Annotated in this window: 13 protein-coding genes; 11 read left to right on the top strand and 2 right to left on the bottom strand. The window is 68.5% G+C overall.

The genetic code is table 11. The features are described from left to right. Window positions 1-61: 61 nt before the first annotated feature. Entirely contained in the window at window positions 62-652 is a 591-nt protein-coding gene (locus tag ACLQ2N_RS32500) for a hypothetical protein (protein ID WP_425818775.1), read from the top strand. A 90-nt stretch (window positions 653-742) separates the two neighbouring features. Here the strand turns inward: ACLQ2N_RS32500 and ACLQ2N_RS32495 are convergent, their stop codons facing one another. Both ACLQ2N_RS32495 and ACLQ2N_RS32490 read right to left on the bottom strand, forming a co-directional pair. Then, window positions 743-1681, bottom strand: a complete 939-nt coding sequence (locus ACLQ2N_RS32495) for a ParA family protein (RefSeq protein ID WP_425818773.1) — start codon at window positions 1679-1681, stop codon at window positions 743-745. A 15-nt stretch (window positions 1682-1696) separates the two neighbouring features. After that, window positions 1697-3130, bottom strand: coding sequence for a ParB/RepB/Spo0J family partition protein (locus ACLQ2N_RS32490; RefSeq protein ID WP_425818771.1), 1434 nt, complete (start codon window positions 3128-3130; stop codon window positions 1697-1699). 428 nt (window positions 3131-3558) lie between these two features. Here ACLQ2N_RS32490 and ACLQ2N_RS32485 point away from each other — a divergent pair, with 428 nt between their 5' ends. The 10 genes from ACLQ2N_RS32485 (at window position 3559) to ACLQ2N_RS32440 (ending at window position 17708) form a co-directional block, all read left to right on the top strand. Beyond that, window positions 3559-4086, top strand: a complete 528-nt coding sequence (locus ACLQ2N_RS32485; RefSeq protein WP_425818769.1) for a hypothetical protein — start codon at window positions 3559-3561, stop codon at window positions 4084-4086. 282 nt (window positions 4087-4368) lie between these two features. Then, complete coding sequence (locus ACLQ2N_RS32480) at window positions 4369-9435, top strand: hypothetical protein (RefSeq protein WP_425818767.1); 5067 nt, start codon at window positions 4369-4371, stop codon at window positions 9433-9435. A gap of 2 nt (window positions 9436-9437) precedes the next feature. Further along, window positions 9438-10505 (top strand): hypothetical protein, encoded by a 1068-nt coding sequence (locus ACLQ2N_RS32475; protein WP_425818765.1) that lies wholly within the window; start codon window positions 9438-9440, stop codon window positions 10503-10505. An 81-nt stretch (window positions 10506-10586) separates the two neighbouring features. After that, a complete protein-coding gene (locus ACLQ2N_RS32470) occupies window positions 10587-11549 on the top strand; it encodes a hypothetical protein (protein WP_425818763.1) in 963 nt (320 codons plus the stop codon). After that, complete coding sequence (locus ACLQ2N_RS32465) at window positions 11549-12748, top strand: hypothetical protein (protein WP_425818761.1); 1200 nt, start codon at window positions 11549-11551, stop codon at window positions 12746-12748. Before ACLQ2N_RS32470 ends, ACLQ2N_RS32465 begins: the two co-directional genes overlap by 1 nt. Window positions 12749-12823: 75 nt before the next feature. Beyond that, window positions 12824-15712: a hypothetical protein gene (locus tag ACLQ2N_RS32460; protein ID WP_425818759.1), complete on the top strand. Its 2889-nt coding sequence runs from the start codon at window positions 12824-12826 to the stop codon at window positions 15710-15712. Between the two features lie 5 nt (window positions 15713-15717). After that, complete coding sequence (locus ACLQ2N_RS32455) at window positions 15718-15900, top strand: hypothetical protein (protein WP_425818757.1); 183 nt, start codon at window positions 15718-15720, stop codon at window positions 15898-15900. A 110-nt stretch (window positions 15901-16010) separates the two neighbouring features. Further along, window positions 16011-16442, top strand: coding sequence for a hypothetical protein (locus ACLQ2N_RS32450; protein WP_425818755.1), 432 nt, complete (start codon window positions 16011-16013; stop codon window positions 16440-16442). Between the two features lie 85 nt (window positions 16443-16527). Further along, window positions 16528-16851 (top strand): hypothetical protein, encoded by a 324-nt coding sequence (locus ACLQ2N_RS32445; protein ID WP_425818753.1) that lies wholly within the window; start codon window positions 16528-16530, stop codon window positions 16849-16851. A gap of 305 nt (window positions 16852-17156) precedes the next feature. Then, entirely contained in the window at window positions 17157-17708 is a 552-nt protein-coding gene (locus ACLQ2N_RS32440; protein ID WP_425818751.1) for a hypothetical protein, read from the top strand. The last annotated feature ends 496 nt before the right edge of the window (window positions 17709-18204 follow it).

Genomic DNA, 18204 nt, shown 5'->3' with positions numbered 1-18204 from the left:
GCCAGCCGCCTTCCCCATCGTGGCCCGGCCCTTTCCCCCGGTCACGAGGAGACCCATAGCCATGGCTGGCGAAATCACCAATGCGACGCAGATCGTTGTCCCCGCCCGCACCCGAGTATGGCTCGCCGTCGTCGGCACCACTGCCCCCACCGACGCCACGGCGACCATGCCGGAAGGCTGGTACTCGGTCGGCTTGACCACCGAGGACTCGCTGAAATTTAACGAGGAGCCGCAGTTCGAGACGGTCAAGAGCGCCCAGACCGACTTCCCTTCGCGCACCTTCCAGACCTCGGACTCGGCGACGATCGAGGTCGACCTCCAGCAGTGGAACGCCAAGAACTTCAAGGCGGTGTTCGGCGGCGGCACCATCTCGGAGATCGTCCCCGAAGGCGCGACGGGCGTGAAGCACTACAAGTTCGCTCCGCCGCGCATCGGCGGCCGGACCGAAGTCGCCGCCATGATCGAGGTCACCGACGGCGCGAAGGTCTACCGGTACATCATCCCGCGCGCCATGCAGATGGAAGGAGTGCAGACCGATCTCCAGAAGGCGAAGGAGGCAGTGCTGCCGCTGCGCCTGGCCGTCCAGGGCGGCGACGACTCGGACGCCTGGTACCTGATCACCAACGACCCGGCCTTCGCAGAGGCCGCGTAACCTGGCCGGGTACAACGACAAGGCCCGTACCGGGCGTGGGAGATGCCGACTTCCACGATCGATACGGGCCTTTTCATGCCGGGAAGCAGGTCAGTCGATCAGGTCATTGAACCCGAGAGCGGTGGCCAGCTTGCTGTAGTCCTCCATCGGGTACGAAGATCCCGCGAAGGCCGGAACGGTCTGCTGCAACCGGTGCTGCCGGGGAACGATCTTGCTCCACCGGACTTTGTGCAACTCGTAGGACCCGCCATACTGCTTCTCGATTGCCGCGACTGTGTCATCGAACTCGACGCCCGAGTGCTGGCTTGTGGGCGTGGCGCACATAAGGATGCGCTTGATGGTCGGGGCCGGCCGCTGAGTTCGAGTCGTCATCTGCTCCACCATCTCCTTCAGCTCCTCGAAGGTGTAGGAGAGGTCTTCCTCCTCCTTGTTCGTGACGAGGACGGGAGGGATCACCTCATCGTCTTCGGTTAGCGGCAGTAGCGCGGAGACGGTGAGCTTGCTCAGGCTCGCGGGCAGGTCGAGCAGCCATACGTCGTCGTCGCCGTCGTAGGTGCGGCACAGGTTCTGGAACCAGCTCATCAGCATGCCGGTGCCGACGGCGGCCTCGGTGTCGAAGCCCTTGACGTGACGTGACCCCCTCACGATCTTGAGGTTGGGGATCTCGGTGAAGGCGGAATCCACTTCTTCACCTTCGGCCGCGAGGAAGTGATCCTCCCATCCCTCGCCGGTACGGATTCGGCCGGGCACGCTGGCCTCTTCCAGGCTGGCCTGGTCCAGCATCAGGTCCCACACTGTGGGGAACTGCTTGTCGTCCAGGTGTTTGGCACAGAAGATGTGGCTTGCATTCCGCTGCTGATCGAAGTCGAAGACCCGAACTTTCCAGCCGCGTAGCGCCAGGATGGTGGCCAGGATGGTGACCGTGGTGGTCTTCGCACTACCACCCGAGATGATCAGCGCAGCAATGATCAACGGCCAGTTACGGCCGTTAGGGCGTGTGTTACGGCCCGGGAGCGTCTTCAGTGACACGAGGTTTTCCTTCGGTTAGGGGGCGGGCTCGTCGGTGGGCGTGGTGGCGTCGAAGTCGACGTGGAACCTCTTGAGCTGGTCACGCTCCCACTGGGTGGCCACCACATAGCCGGCTGCCTGGATCAGGAACTGAACGTGAGCAGCGTCTGTGCGGTCCCACTGCCGGCGGTTGTCCTTCGCCCGGATCTCGCTGGCGGCGAGTGCCGTGACGACTGTGGCCAACCGCACGAGCTCATCGTTTCCCGAAGACAGGACGGCCTGGAAGTAGCTGTCCGAGTCGCTGACGCCGATGACGTCCTTGCCCGCTTGCCGCAGCCACGCATGCGCCCGCGCCTTGGCTGGGCCCTGCTGGATGGGAGACAGCAGCGTCCTGGCGTAGAGAGCGTTCAGCTGCTTCTCGTCCGGCGTGAAGCCCTTGTCCACCAGGTGGAGGCACGCCTGCTCGCGATCGGCAGCGGCGCTGTTGCGCTCGCGTGCTGAACGGTCGATGGCAGGGGTCGGGCGTCGCTTCGCGGCAGCAGGCTCGGGCTTCTTCCGCACGACGGTCTGTGGCTGCGGAGCTTCCTCCTCCGTCTCTTCTCCGGACGGGCTCTGTTCGTTCTGACCGTCGGGAGCCGGGCCATCCTCCGTGCGTTGTACGGGTAGGTTCGAGGGCTTCGCGTTGCCCGCGTCTTGTTCCTTCGACGCGTCATCCGCGTCGCCTACGGGCACCTCGCCTGCGTTGAGCGCCTGAATGGCCCTCTTGATCGTCGTACCCTGCTCGGCCGCATACCGCAGAGCCGCTTGCTGCTCCTCGGGAGAGTCCGGCAGGTTCTCCGCGAGACGGCGTGCGTCCGTGACTCCGAGGTCCCCGCTTTCGACAGCGGCCTGCACCGGCTCGGGAAGGGACATGAGCTGAAGGCGCCGAGAGACGTGAGTGGGGCCGATCTTCACCGCGGAGGCGATCTCTCGATACGTCATGCCTTCTTCGACGCTGAGCCGATGGAAGTTGCGGGCCTCCTCCATGGGTGAGTACGCCTGCCGTTGCAGGTTCTCCACCAGGAGCACGCGTCGGATCTTCGGGATCACGGCGTTCTTCAAGACCGTCGAGATCGTCTTCTTGCCCGCGAGCTCGGACGCCCGCCAGCGGCGCTCGCCGAACGCGATGACGTACTTCTTCGTGATGGCGCGCTCGCCGCTGACGAAGTCCGGCCAGTGCTCCACGAACTTGCTGGTCTCCATCACAACGATGCTCTGGAGGAGACCGTCATCCTTGATGCTCTCGGCCAGCTGGGCCAAGTCACCCATGCTGCGGATGTCGTTGAACGGGTTGGGAGCGATGTCTTCCAGCGGAACGTCGAGGACGTCACCGTCCTGTGCTGGCTGACTGTAGAACTTCTGGGGGTCCTTCTTCTGGTCCGAAACGCCTGACCCACGCTTGTTGGGGGCGCCCTTAAGGTTCAGGGCCATAGATGTCTCTCCGATGTGTAGGCGATCGTTTCGGAATAGAGGCTATCCGTCTGGCCCCCTTCGTCCGCCGCCGGAACCGGAAACACGCGGGCGGCTGTTCCCCTGGGGAACGCTGCGGCTGGACGCTTCATGAAGCCCGCCCGTCAAAGCGGCACCGACTGTCCCGTCTCAGGGAACTGAGTCGGAGCCGATCCGTCTCAACGAACCCAGTCGTCGCAGGCCGGAGGCCGGCACGCGCTCGCCCGGTCTCTACAGGGCCGTCTCAGCGAAGTTAGTCGCCCCAGGTCGGGGGCCTGTCGTCGACTGGGTTCGTTGAGACGGGACACCGACGCGGCCTTGTACTTCGGTGCCGCGCACCCCGAGACGCTAACCGCGCGGGCCTCCTACGTTCCCCGGGCTTCGACACCCACCCCGGGAGGACTACCCCCATGAGTTACGCGATTGACCTCGACGCCGAGCGCCGCGAGGTGCAGTACCCGCACGGCATCCCCGTGAAGCTGCGTGGTGAGCAGTTCCTCTTCCCGGCGGAGGTTCCGGCCGACTGCCTCGATCCGCTGTTCTCCGACGAGCTGGATCTGATGGGCGTCATGCGGGACATCTTCAACGCGGAGGGCGACACCACGACGGACGAGGTCGTGACCCTGATCTTCCGCCGGCCGCAGCTCCCCTCCCGCTTCTACGCTGCGGTGAAGGACATCTACAAGAGCCTGCTCGGAGCCGAGGCGTACGAGAGCTTCACCGCCATCCGACCTTCCATCGGCGACTACGTACGCCTCACCAAGGCCCTCGCCAAGGTGTACGGGGTGGACCTGGGAAAGCTCTTCGGGTCGGGCACCTCCTCCGCGAACGCTTCCGCGACGTCGAGTCCGACCTCTCCCGCTTCCACCACGGACTCGATGCCCGGGGCGTCTGGCTCCGACCAGGACAGCCCGGCTTCATCGGACTCCGACGGCTGATCTCGTACATCGACGGGCTACCCGAAGAGTCCCGCGTCGCCTCCGGCCCCATCGGCGGCTGGACGGTACACACCGAACTACTCGCGCAGCTCATCGAGGAAGTCTCGCTGCTGGCCGCCGACGAGCGCCGCAAGGAACACCGCACGATCGAGCGGCCCTACCCGACGCCGTCCGACTCGGGTGTTCCCCAGGGGAACAGCACACCGGCCCAGCAGCCCGCCCCCATGAACGGGCACCGCAAGATGCTCGCGGCTGCTGCCCGGAGAGGAATGGTGCGCCCCCATGCCTGAAGGGTTGCAGGCCGGCCGCCTTGAGGTCACTGTCGTCGCCGCCCTCGACGGCTTCGCCGCGGCCCTGCGCACCAAGGTCGAGGCAGCGGCCGAGGGCCTGGCCGTCAAGGTCAAGGTCAAGGTGGACGACAAGGGTCTGCGTAAGCGCCTGGAGAAGGCCGTCAAGAAGGCGTCCAAGGGCGTTGAGGCGAAGGTCCGGATCAAGGTCGCCGAGGAGAAGACCCGGCTGCGGGAAGAGATCAGCAGCCTCACCCAGGCCGCGGCCGACGATGTCGCCGTGAACCTTCCGGTTCGTGTCGGTGACCCGGACGACCGCGGCCGCCAGGGCGGGCTTCTGCGCCGCATACGCGGGTCATTGCGGAGACTGGTGACCCGCGCCGCACGCGACCCGGACACCACCGTCCAGGTACCCGTACGGATTCCGCGAACTGCGGAAGGCACGCTGCGCAGCCAGGTCGGCCGCATCGTTCGCGTCGCTCGCCGGCAGATGCGCACCGTGTGGGGCGACGCGATGACCCCGACAAGGGGCGCGCTCAGCCGGCTCGTGCGGGAGCTCGGACGGATCACCGCGACAGCCGGCCGTGAGACGGGCTCGGCGTTCAACCGGGCCTTCTGGACAACACTCGGCCGCCAGGGCACCCGCGTCCGCTCGCTCGCCACGACGGTGCGGGTGCGGGTCGCCAGCGGCACGGACGCAGTCCGGTCCTTCGCACAGGAGCTGCGGCACTTCGTCGGGGTCCACAGCCGCGACGTCGCGGCCCGAGTCCGCATCGCTGCACTGTGGCGGCCGGACTGGAAGGACATCGGTCGCAACCTCCGTCGTCTCGGCGAGGAGATGTCCGACGCCCTGGCCCTCGCCCTCGGCGGCCGCACTGGCGGTGAGGGCTGGATCGAAACGCTCCTCGGGGGACCGCTGCGGCGGGTACGGGTCCAGGTCCGGGCCGGTGTGGACATGTCCGTGTCCGCCGTCCGGGACTTCGGCCGCGGCCTGCAATCCCTGGCCCGAACCCAGCGCGACCGCGTCGTCATCGGCGTCCGTCTGGCAGTGAGTTCCACCCGCAGCGCCCTGGCCGGAGTCGCGCGCAGCGTCCGCAGCGCGGGCAGCATCACCGCCCCGCTGATCGCCCGCGTACGGGTGGCCACCGAACCGGTACGCACCGCCGTACGGGGCCTGACCCGGGACATGCGTCGGATCATCGGAGACGCGACCCGTGATACGCGGGCCGCGGTCCGAGTCGCTGTTCGGCCGGCGACGGATGCGGCCAGGACCCTGACGCGCGGAGTCAGCACCATCGTTCGGCGGGCGGGCCGGGCGGCGCTCCGCATCCGGGTCAGCCCGGACACCACCGAGGGACCGGGCCGGTTCCGTACAGCCGTCCGTCGCCTGCTGCGCATTGGGCAGGGGGAAGCCGACCGCACCCCGCTGAATGTCCCTGTTCGGCTGGGCATGCCGAACAGGCGCAGGATGCGCGGCCTGCTGCTCGCCGCCCTGATCCCCGCGATCCAACCCATCCTCGGGGCGCTGACGCAGTACGCCTTCGGGCTGACTGCCCTCGTTTCCGCCGCTGCCCCTGCGGTCGGGGTGCTGGAGGCCATCCCGGGCTTGATCGTGGCTGCGGGTACGGCCGCAATCGCCGGTGTTCTGGCGTTCAAGGGCTTCGGTACGGCGCTCTCGGCGATGGCCGAAGCGCAGAAAAAGGCCGCTGCCGGTACGAAGCTCACGAAGAGCGAGCAGCGTGAGCTCAACGCCGCCCTGAAGGAGCTGACGCCGTCTGCCCGTGCGTCAGCGAAGGAGCTCCTGGGCCTTCAAGGGGCGTGGAAGAAGGTCCGCAGCGGGGCCCAGGAGTCCTTCTTCTCCAAGATCAAGGGGCAGATCAAGCCGACGGCAGAAACGTTCCTGCCGAAGTTCTCCTCCGCGATGAACGACGCGGCCGGCCAGCTCGGGAACCTCGTGGCCCGGGGCGCCCGGGCGATGCGCAGCGGCGTCTTCGCGAAGGGCTTCAAGCAGGTCGCGGGGACGGCCAGCACGGTCATCGGCCAGCTCAGCAACAGCACCGCGAACCTGGCCGGAGCGACCGGGCACTTCTTGGTGGCGTCGGGTCCGTTCGTAGAGCGTGTCGGTGCTGCGACGGAGCGGTTCACCCGCTGGCTGCGCGCCTCGTCCCAGGCGGGGCGGGAAACGGGCTCGCTGGCCAAGTTCTTGGACCACGCCGGCGACAAGGCCGCGCAGCTCGGCCGGGCCACAGGCTCGCTCGGCAAGGGGCTGGCCGGCGTTGGGCGTGCCGCGATGGACACGGGCAACCTGTTGCTCGACAGCTTCGAGGGGACGATGACGCGGTTCGCCCGGTGGGCGAACAGCGACAAGGGCACGTTCAGCATGAAGCGGTACTTCAACGACTCCGCTTCCACCTTCCACGAGCTGAACCGGCTCGTCGGTGACCTCATGCGCGGGCTCGGAAGGATGTCCCGGGACAGCGGGATCACCGACTTGGTACGTCAGATCCGGGTCGAGCTCATGCCCGGGATCGGCCGTTTCCTGGACACCCTCGGCCGGAACATGGGCCCGACCGTCGTTGCCCTGATCTCGAACATTGCCACCGCCATTGCTCACCTGTCGGCGGCCGGCACTGGCCTCGGGTTTCTCCTGGCGTCCTTCAACGGGCTGCTGGACCTCTTCAACCGGCTGATGGTCGTCACGCCCGGCCTCGGGAAAGCCCTGGGCATCATGCTCGGCACCCTCCTGGCCCTGCGAGTCGTGCGCGGTGTGACCACCATGCTCGGCGGCTTGCTCAGCAGCATCCGCAACGTGGGGGCAGCATCCAGCGTCGCCAACCGAGGCATGGGTCCGCAGATCAGCATGTGGCAGCGCATGGGCGTCGCCTACCGCGGCGCGGCAGCCGACGCGGGCCGGATACCCCGTGCCCTGGCCGGAGCCAGCGCATCCATGGGAGTCATGCGCAGATCCGCAGGCGGTCTCCTCGGGGCACTCGGCGGCCCGTGGGGAGCCGTCATCACCGGCGCCGTGATCGGCCTCGGGTACCTGGCCACACAGCAGGAGAAGAGTGCCCGGGCGGCCCAGGCCCACAAGGAGCGCATCGACTCGCTGTCGCAGGCCCTGCGCGATTCGAACGGAGTCATCGACGCCAACGTGAGGGCGCAGGCAGCCCAGATGCTCCAGGACATGGAGCTGTCGGACGGCAAGGGCAAGCTCATGGACGTCCTGGGGAAGGCGCACATCAGCTTGGGGCAGGTCACCGACGCCTACCTGAACCAGGGCGGTTCGCTCAAGGGCCTCAACTCGACGCTGCAAGACACGATCGATGCGAACTGGATGATCAACCGCTCCAGTGGCGCCATCGTCCTCAATGACACGGGCCTGGCCGCCGACCGGGCCCAGAAGGCTCTCACCGAGGTGAACGGGGAGCTTGAGGGGAGCCAGAAAAAGAACAAGGAGTTGGCCGAGGCGCAGAAGGGCGCGGGCAAGGCAGGCACGGACTCCTACAGCCGCCTCCAGGCAGCGGTCGAAGGTCTGTCGAAGTCGACGGGGACCGCTGACGACCGGGTCAACTCCCTCAAGCAGGCCCTGGACGCCCTTACCGGCAACACGACCAGTTTCCACGACGCGCAGACACGGGTGAACGAGGCCATCCTCTCCGTGAACGACGCGATTGACGAGAACAAGAAGAAGCTGTCGCACGCCGCCAAGACCTTGATTCAGGCGGACGGCACCATCAAGACGACGACGAAGACGGGCCAGGCGTACAACAGCTCACTCAAGGACTTGCGGGATTCCGCCCTCGATGCCGCGGTGGCCGCGCTCGACATGGCGGAGGCGAACGGGAAGCCGCTCACGGAAGGGCTGAAGAACGGCCAGGCGGAGATGGCAAAAGCCCGTGACGCCGCCGTGCGCTACGGCGTCGATCTCGGCCTGACGACGAAGGAGGCTGAAGGGCTGGCCTCTCAGATGGGGCTGATGCCCGAGGCCGTGACCATGCTCCTCAAGGCCCGAGGCGTGACAGAGGTCAACGCCGAGCTGATCGGGCTGTCGGTTCGCCTGGCCAACCTCAAGAAGGGCACCAGCGTCGAGATCGCGGCGCCGTCCCGCGAGGCCCAGAAGGCGCTGGAGGGCTTCGGATACAAGCTCGCGAAGATCCCCCACTCGAAGAACGTGAAGATCACCGCGCCGACTACGGAGGCCAGCGAGAACATCAAGGCCCTCGTCGCGGACATCGCGGATGCCCCCGACTCCAAGACGATCACGGTGTCCGCGATCGTCCTCAAGGCCAACATGGAGCTGGACAACCTCCGCACCAAGGTCGCATCGCTCAAGGGGCGCAAGCTCAAGATCGACACCCCGACGAAAACGGCGCAGGAAGCGCTCAAGGATCTCGGTTTCAAGATCCGTGACCTGCCGGGAAAGCGGGTCGAGATCACCGTGCCGACATCGAACGCGACGAAGAACGCGCGCGCCATTCAAGGCGCGATCGACAACATCCGCGGCCGGTCGGTCGGCGTCGGCGTGTACCTCAAGGCCACAAGCTCTGACCTCGACGGCAACGGCGTCCCCGACCTCATCCAGGCACGGGCCAACGGCGCCGTTGTCGACTACTTCGCCAACGGCGGCATCACGAAGGCCATCGGCAAGATCCAGGCGTTCGCCCGGGGTGGTCTCCGCAGCGAGAACCACGTCGCGCAGATCGCTCCGGCCGGCAGCTACAGGGTGTGGGCGGAGCGGGAGACTGGGGGCGAGGGATACATACCCCTAGGGGTATCCAAGAGGGCCCGTTCTAAGGCAATTGTCGAGGAGATCGTGCGCCGCTTCGGCGGAGCGGTCGCCTGGTACGCCAGCGGCGGTCTCACCAGTCAGCGCCAGGACGCCGTGGCGCTCAACCGCAGCGCCACCACGAGGACAACACGAGCCACGCCGGCTGTTCCCCCGGGGAACAGCGCACTTGTCGGCGGCGACCTGAATCTGAACATCGCGGCCGTACGCGACACCAGAGAGGCGCTGCAAGACGCGATGTTCGAGCTGCGGCGCCTGAAGCTGGGAGGGAAGTAACGATGCAAGACGGCGACTGGTACCTGGGGTACCCGAGCTACGACGGCCTGCCCGGCGCGGCGCTGACCTTCGGGCGCGACCGGTCCGGGATTCCCGCCATGTCGGAGCCGGAGATCGCGTTCAGCGACCCGGATGTGGGGGACGCACCGCTGCCGGGTGAGGACGGGGTCCGGCTGGGCCGCGACTACCAGCGCTCGGCGACGGTGTCGTTCGAGCTCGGCGTGGACGCGGTGGACTACCCCGTGGACCGGAAGTGGCCGCGCGGCGACCGGTGGTTGACCTCCGGCGAGTACATCGGCGGGTGGCCCGAGGAGAACAACGAGCTCCCCGTCCTCGGCATGCTGCGTACAGAGGGCACCCGCGAGACGTGGGCGCAGGACGGGGTGAACATGCTGCGCCAGGTGTGGCGGGCGGACTCGCTGCGGGACCGGCCCGGTGAGCCGGCGTGGCTCTCGCACCGGACCGGTGGGCGCACGCGGCGCCTGTTCGGCCGGCCGCGGAAGTTCGCGGTCGCGCACTCCCGCTTCGCCCGCCAGGGGTTCATCCCCGTCGTGGCCGATTTCGTGACCGTGGATGACCGCTTCTACGACGAGACACGGCAGACAGCAGAGCTGTGGGACTACTCGGTGCCCAGGACGATGTGGCGCCCGGGCCGCCCCGGCGCTTTCGAGGAGTGGGTGGCCTCCCACACCAGGAAGAAGGTGCAGATCGCGGTGGGCGGCCGGCTGCCGACCCATCCCGTCATCGTGATGCACGGCCCGTGCAAGAACCCGAAGCTGACCGTGCACGGCCTGTGGGCGGTGCAGCTGTCGCTGGTACTCAAGGCCGGGGAGCACGTCACGATCGACGCCAGCCCCTGGTACCGCAACGTCACGAAAACGGCGGCGTCCGGGGCGCGGTCGGCGGTGGGGACGGCACTGACCCGGGCCTCGCCGCGCCTGGCCAAGATGGCGATCCCGCCCGGCCGGTGGGACACGGAACTGGCCTACAGCCGCACCGGCACCACCTACCCGGAGGGCACCGGCCCCCGCATCGAGATCAAGTGGCGTGACGCCCACGCCTGGTGGTGACCGGGGGCAGGGGGCGACGTTAGCCGTCCGCCCGGTCCAGTCTCCGCGGATCACACCCGATTTGATCCGAGGGAGACAGCGATGGCGTGGGACGGGGTGCCGTGGTTCATCGAGAACACGGTCACATCGGAGGAGACGCTGCGGCTGATCGCGGAGGTGGCGGCCGCCGGCGGCGAGGGCATCGTCGGCCCTGCCGACCTACTGGTCACGGCGCTCGACGCGCCCGCCGCGGCGGTCCAGGTCGGGCCCGGCGCGATGATCGCCCGACGGCAGGGCATCGGCCTGGCGCAGTCCTACGCCGCCCGGATGCCGACCACGGAGCAGGTCAGCATCGAGCCGACCGGGGCTGACGGGCCGCGCAGCGACCTGATCATCGCCCGGGTCGAGGACCCGTTCGGCGGGGAGCTGTGGCCGGAGCCCGAGGACCCCGCCATCGGCCCGTACGTCTACACCCGGGTCATCTCGGACGTGCCGCCGGGCACCACAAGCATCCACGACGTCGACCCGACGTCGACCGCGGTCACGCTGGCCCGAGTCGACCTGGAGGCGTCGACCGGGTCCGTCACCGCGGCGATGGTCACCGACCTGCGGCAGATGGCCCGCCCGCGCTCCCAGAGCAGCCGCCACTACCTCTACCGGGCGTGGGAGACCCCGGACGAGCTCGGCCCGATCACCGACGTCTGGGAGGAATTCCCGCTCGGCGCATCGTGGGCGACGGTCGCCCCGGCGTGGGCCACCCACGTCTCCGTCCACGTCTTCGTCACCGGCCTCCTCCACCCGGACGCCACCACGGCCCGGGGGATGCTGCGGGTGACATGCGGGGACCAGGCAGGGGCGCAGCACCCGTTCGAGGCCGCGCAGGCCGGCCGGATCGCCGTGCAGACCGGCCACGAGTTCGTCCTGCCCCCGGAGGAGCGCGGCCAGGTCGTGCGCATCGGCGTGGAGGGCATCGGGACCGCCGGTGTGACGGGTCTCCTGCGGGCCGATGCCGGGACCGTCCTGTGTGCCGAGATCACGTACTCGCAGGCACCGGTGGTCGCCTGATGGGTTGGAGGTACATCGCCCAGCGCTCCACGACCGGCGACTTCCTCGACTGGGACGTCCCCTTCGTGGCGACGACCCTGCCGAAGCGAGAGCTGAGCGGGCCCGGGGAGATGCGGGGCACCATCGAGCCGGAGTACCTGCGCCTGCTCTCGAAGCCGGACGGGCTGCCGATCATCGGGGAGTGGGCGACCACCCTGTACGCCGAGTACGACGGGCATATCCGCTGGGGCGGGCTGGTCACCAGCCTCGGCTTTGAGGGGCAGAAGATGAACATCGGCTGCTCGGGTTACACCGCCTACCCGCACGGCATGCCGTACTTCGGGTCCGGCATCCAGGCCGCCGTCAAGATCAAGGAGAAGTGGGCGTACGACGGCAAGGACAAGAATCACGACGGGTACATCGACCACACCCGCCCGAAGCGGAAGATGCCCAAGCGGCCGAAGGACAAGGTCAGCCCGCGGTGGGAGTCCTTCGACGTCGTCCGGCACATCTGGGCGCACCTTCAGAGCTACCACGGCGGGAATCTCGGCGTGACGATCGACGGCCACGACTCCGGCCACCTGCTCGGCGCGAGCAACGGCGAGGACCCCTGGACCCTGAACTGGTGGGATTTCCCGGACTGCGGGGACACGATCGATGAGGTGATGCGCCTGGCCAAGGCGGACTACATGGAGTCCCACCGCTGGGACGGCTCCAAAGAGAAGGTGCTCCATCACATCGACCTCGGGCACAAGCGCCTGGGACGGCAGCGCACCGACCTCCGCTTCGCGCAGGGCGAGAACATCGTGGAGATCGCGACCCCCTCCGGCCAGGGCGACGAGTTCGCGAACACCGTTTACGCGCTCGGCAAGGGCGTCGGGCGGAAAACCGCGAAGGTCCGCCTCGTCCGTGACGACAAGCGGCTGCGCCGCGCCCGTGTCGCCACCTTCAAGAGCACGGCGAACCTGAAGCTGCTCACGGAGTACGGGCAGACGGAGCTCTCCCGGCACTCCGAGCAGATCACCATCCCGTCGATCGCGATCAAGCAGCACCCGAACGCCCCGTTGGGCAGCTGGTGTCTGGGCGACCGCATCCTCGTCCAGGTCGAGATCCCGTGGCTCGGCGAGCTCGCCCTGTGGCACCGGATCATGGCCGAGGAGATCGACCCGGCCGCCGGCGCCGCCATTCTCACCCTGGCCCGCTCCGACCACTACGGCTGAGCCCGCGACGCTAACCCGCCCGCCCCTCCATTCTCCCCACTCCACAACACCGGAGGAGGAAGGAGGGCGGGGAGGGTGCTGTCGTCATTCGGGCTGGACGAGCGCGAGAAGGCCAAGCAGTTCGGCGCGTACTTCAAGGCCCTTGAGGACCGGATCACCGCGCTGGAGCGCGCCAACCCGCTCACGAACGCGTCGATCGAGGGCGGCGCCATCGACGTCTACGACGGTGACGGCACCCTGCGCGCGCAGATCGGCGTCCAGGACGACGGCACCGTCGCGCTCGCCCCCCGCAACTCCCAGCCCCCGCCCACGCCCACGCCGCCGGCCGTCGAGAACACCCTCGCGGGCCTGGTCGTCGCGTGGGACGGGACCTGGGCCGACGCGGAAGCCGCCCCGGCCGACTTCGCGCTCGTCCAGGTCCACGTCGGGCCCGACCCCGACTACACCCCCACCCTGACGACGCTCGCAGCGACCATCACCGCCCCGCTCGGCGGCTCCGCCACCATCTCCGTCGAGGGCTACACCACCGTGTGGGTGCGCCTGGTCGCCGCCAACACCGCGGCGGTGACCGGCGAGGCGAGCACGGCCGTGGAGGGCACGCCGCGCAAGGCCGTGGGCGACGACCTGGTCAACGAGATCATCGACGCGACGAAGCTCGCCGAGGCCGCGGTCACAGAGGCGAAGATCGCGCTCGGCGCGGTCGGGACCACCGCCCTCGCCGACGGGGCGGTCCTCGCCGACAAGCTCGCCAAGGGGGCCGTCACCCTCGGCAAGATCGGCGACGGGGCAGTCACCCTGAACGCGCTCGGCGGGGCCGTCTCCGACCTCGCCGCCCAGCGCTACGTCGACACAATGGCCGACCCCTCCGCCTGGCGGGTCATCACGAAGGCCCCCACCGCCCAGTGGGACATCGTCCCCGACGTCCCCGACGCCCGCACCGGCCGAAGCGTCGGACAGGCCACCGGGCACGCGGTGCTGCGCGGCGCCGTGCAGATCGCCTACGACCCCGACGTCCTCTACCGGGTGTCGGTCCGCGCCCGCACCACCGTGGCGACGACCACCGGCACCGACAGCCTGTACCTCGGTGTCCTGGGCATCGCGGCGGACGGTACGACGCTCGTCAACCGCACGGGCGCCGACACCCACAGCTCGCAGCACTACTGCGCCGCGTCAGCCGCCCCGCAGCCGGCAGGCGGGGGCTGGATCACCTACACCGGCTACATCAAGGGCCTCGCCGCCCCCGGCGCATCCGGGACCGGCGGCGCGTACCCCGACCCGCGTGCACCCGGATACCTCCACAGCGCAGTCCGCTTCATCTCCCCGATGCTCTGGCTCAACTACGGCGCCGGAGGCACATCCGGGTCCGGCGTCATGCAGATCGACGCCGTCACCGTCGAGGCCCTGAAGACGGGCGTGGTCGACGGCACGAACCTCGTGATCGGGTCCGTGGCAACAGCCCACCTGGCCGCAGACTCGGTGACGGCCGGGAAGATCGCGGCGGACTCCATCAGCTCACGCGAGATCATGGCCGAGGCCATCGGCGTCAACGAGCTCGCCGCCGCATCCGTCACCGCGACCGCAGTTGCGGCCGGAGCGATCACGGTCGACAAGCTGACGATCGTCGGGGCCGGAAACATCCTCTCCGACCCGTCCTTCGAGGGCGCGTACACCGCGGCGATCATCGCCCCATACCAGCCGTGGGCCACGCAGGACAAGGCGTTCGGCAACGGCTCGGCCACCTCCCTGCGGATCAGCGCAGTCTCAGCCACGGCCACGTCCCGGTCCGTGGACCTCACCCTGATCCCCGTAACCGCCGGCGACCAGCTCTACCTGGCGACCGACTACTACGCCTCCGCCGACTGGAACGGCGCCGAGATCAGCATCCAAGTCCGCTGGGAACTCGGAGACGGAACGTCCCTCTCCTACAGCAAAGCCCCCACCACCTCGCCTGCCCGCGCGGCCTGGACCCGGCTGACGAACACCATCACCGCCCCGGCCACCGCCGTCCGCGCCCGCATCCGCGTCGAGTCCCGAAGCGCCACCGCGGGCACGGTCTGGTTCGACAACGCGGCGGTGCGCCCCGTCGTCCCGGGGGTGCAGATCGCCGATGGAGCGGTCACCGCGCCGAAGATCCTGGCCGGCTCCATCACCACGGACAAGCTCCTCGCGCTCGCCGTCACGGCGGAGAAGATCGCCGCGCTGGCGATCACCACGGCGAAGCTCGACGCCCTGGCGGTGACCGCGGACAAGCTCGCCGTGAACTCTGTGACGGCAACGAAGATCGCGGCCGGGGCGGTCGAGGCCACGCACATCAAGGCCGGTGCCATCACCGCCGAGAAGATCGACGCAGACGCCCTCAACGGCAAAACCATCACAGGCGCCGTCGTCCAAACAGCCGCCGCAGGAAACCGGGTCCTGGTCACCAACGACACCAGCACCGGAGTCGTCCGCTTCTTCAACACCGCCGGCGACCTCGCCGCCGACATCTCGGCGGGCACCGACCGCGACGGCATGCAGGCCCTCGTACTCAAGGGCCCAACCCGCTACGCGGGTGCATGGGGCAACCGCCCTTCCCTCTCCCTGGCTGCGGACGGCAACGTGGGGACAGCGATCGTCAAGGCCGACCGAGTCGTCTTCCAGGGCTCCGCCTTGTCCCCTATCGGATACGTCCCGCAGACCCAGTTCCTGATCGAGGGCTACCTGTCCGCCCGAAACATGGAAGTCGGCCGCGTACGGATCACGCCGACCCCGAACATCCCCACGAGCATGACCGTCACCGGTCTTCGCTTCCCGGAGGGCTCCAAGACCTTCCGCGGCGTCGCCACGCCCGTCACCACCGTCGTCGGGACCGACGTCAAGGGCGTCTCCATCACCGACCAGACCGACACCTCCATGACCGTCTGGGTCACCCGCACCGACAACGCCGCCACCAACATCGACTACATCGTCATCGCGAAGGACTGAGCGCAATGACCGCAGAAAGCGAAGCACCCACGTCCACGCGCATGGTCATCACATGCCACACGGCCGGGTGCCCCTCCGAGGGCATCCAGTACGTGGCCGCGATGTACCCGAACGCCGAAGCGCCGGTCTGGTCCGCGATGTGCGCCGGCTGCGAGCAACTGGTCAACGACATCGTCCCCGCCGCCTGAGACGCAAGCCTCCCGAGTAGTGCAGCGTTCGTGTCGCGGGGAGCCGCGGGCTTGATAGCCCCGGCTCCCGCGCACCCATCTGACGATCGATCACAAGCGAGGAGGCGGCCATGGAGTGGCTTACCTCCCTGGCGCCTGTCCTTACTCCGCTGTTCGGCATGACCGGTGTCCTTGGCGGGGCCTGGCTGGTCTACAGGACCAACGCCAAGAAGAACAGCACCGATGCCGCAGTCGCCGAAGGGCAGACGTTCGTCTCGTCCATGAAGACAGTGACCGAAGGGTTCACCACCCTGCTCGAACAGCAGAGGTCGGTCAACGAGTCCACGATGGCCCGGGTCACGACTTTGGAAGAGAGGCAAGTCGACCTGGAGCGCAAGGTCGAGCGGCTGGAAGAGGAACAGCGGCAGTGGCGGCGCTGGAAGGCTGCGGCGCTGGAGTACATCAGTGACCTGCGGGACCTGGTGGCAAGGACGCTCGGGCGGCCGGCCCCCGTGCCGCCGGAGGAGATCAAGGCTGACGTGGATGCCCAGGACCGGGACTGACCGGCCGCGCCCGCACGCCGCGACGCAAGCCCCGGCCGGCCGCCACTCTTCCCCCGTCGAACTCCTCTAACAGACGGGAACCCTCATGTCCTCCACCCTTCAGCTCGTCGGAACCGGCTCCGCCGTCGGCGGCCTCATGCCGCTGATCACCGCCGTTGTCCAGCGCCCCGAGTGGTCCGTACGGAACAAGAAGATCGTCGCCGCCCTCATGGCACTGCTCGCCGGCGTCGCCACCGTGGCGTCCACCAACGGCTTGGGCCAGCTCCAGCACGGCCTTCCCACGCTCGGCACCATCGGAGCTGTCCTCGCCGTCTCTCAGAGCGCGCACGATCTGATCTGGAAGCCCAGCGGCATCGCCCCGGCCATCGAGTCGATTACCAGCCCGAAGGCGTCCCCTGCGGCCGAATAGGGCCGCACGATGGCGGCCCGGCGGAGCCGCGCAGGTATCATGCGCTGTAGGTGGCCGCCGTGCCGCCGATCTCACCGTCGCAGGTAAGCCCAGCGGTTCCATTCCTCTCCCGCCTCGGCGGGATTGAGAAGGGAGCGTGCCGCTCAGGGCTCCGAGCAAACTGCGTTCCTCCGGGAACCCAGGGTCGGGTACCGGCCGCTATCCGGGACGATCCGGCTCGCGGGGAGATCGGTCGCAGGGCGGCCACCTTGCCCATACCCAACCTCGGCGCAGCCGACCGACCGACTTCAGGAGGGCCAGCCAGCATGGCGGCACCGGACCAGGACGGGCCCGACAAGCGGGGGCGAAAGAGCAGCTGGGTTGAACCCGACCGGGCAGAGGTTGAGAAGGAAATCAGCCGTCTCAACGCGATGCCGAACGCCGAGCTTGCCGAGACACTGGCCGCCTTCATCAACTCGCCCGACGACGTCGACCAGGTGCTCGCTTACGCACTGCGCTCGCCGGAGGTCGTACGGAAGGCTCGCCGGCTCGTGGACCGCATCGTCCGAGAGCCGGAGAAGTACGTCGGGTCACCCCCGGCCTCTCTCGGAGCCAACGGTGCCCGCGAGTACGTCCGCCGCTTTCGGGCCCGGGCGGAGAACGAGGCTGTACTGCTGGAGACGGTGTTCGCGGGGATTGTGGCCCGTCGCGGCCACCATGTCCCCGAGCCTCGGCCACGTGCAAGGGCCCGCCGCAGGCTGGCCGACGAATACCCGGTGCGCTTCCTGGAGCTGGTCCGCGAGGAGGAAGCCGCCGACCGTGCCGCTGCCGAGGAACGCCGCAAACAGCGTGATGCCGCCCGGGCCACTGGCAGGTAGCCATCGTGTTTCCTGACGAAGGGCGTACCCCAAGGGGTACGCCCTTCGTCATGCCGTACCCCGTACCTCCCAGGCGGAGGGTACGGGGTACGGCTACCTTCCTGACGGACAGGGGCTCGGGGTACGCCGCCTTCGCGCTAGACGGGGTACGGGGTGGTACGGGGTACGGGGTACGGGGTGCGGTCGCAGGTACGGGGTACGGGGTGCGCTTCACCGATTCGGGGTACATCACGCTGGACAGTCAGGGTACGCCTGTTTTCGCAGGTCAGGGCCTCGCACTTGCCTGCGCACGCCGAAGCGACACCGACCCGCGGAGCGCTGTTCCCCGGGGGAACAGCGCGGCTGATGCAGACGGGGGTGTCGAAGCGGCAGGCGTACCCCTCGCCGGGCGTACCCCTCGCCGGGCGTACCCCTCGCCGGGCGTACCCCTCGGCAGGCGTACCCCTCGGCAGGCGTACCCCTCGGCAGGCGTACCCCTCGGCAGGCGTACCCCTCG

Source organism: Streptomyces sp. DT224 (genome assembly GCF_049844595.1).
In the GTDB taxonomy this organism is placed as follows: domain Bacteria; phylum Actinomycetota; class Actinomycetes; order Streptomycetales; family Streptomycetaceae; genus Streptomyces.
This window is presented reverse-complemented; position numbering and strand designations above follow the sequence as displayed.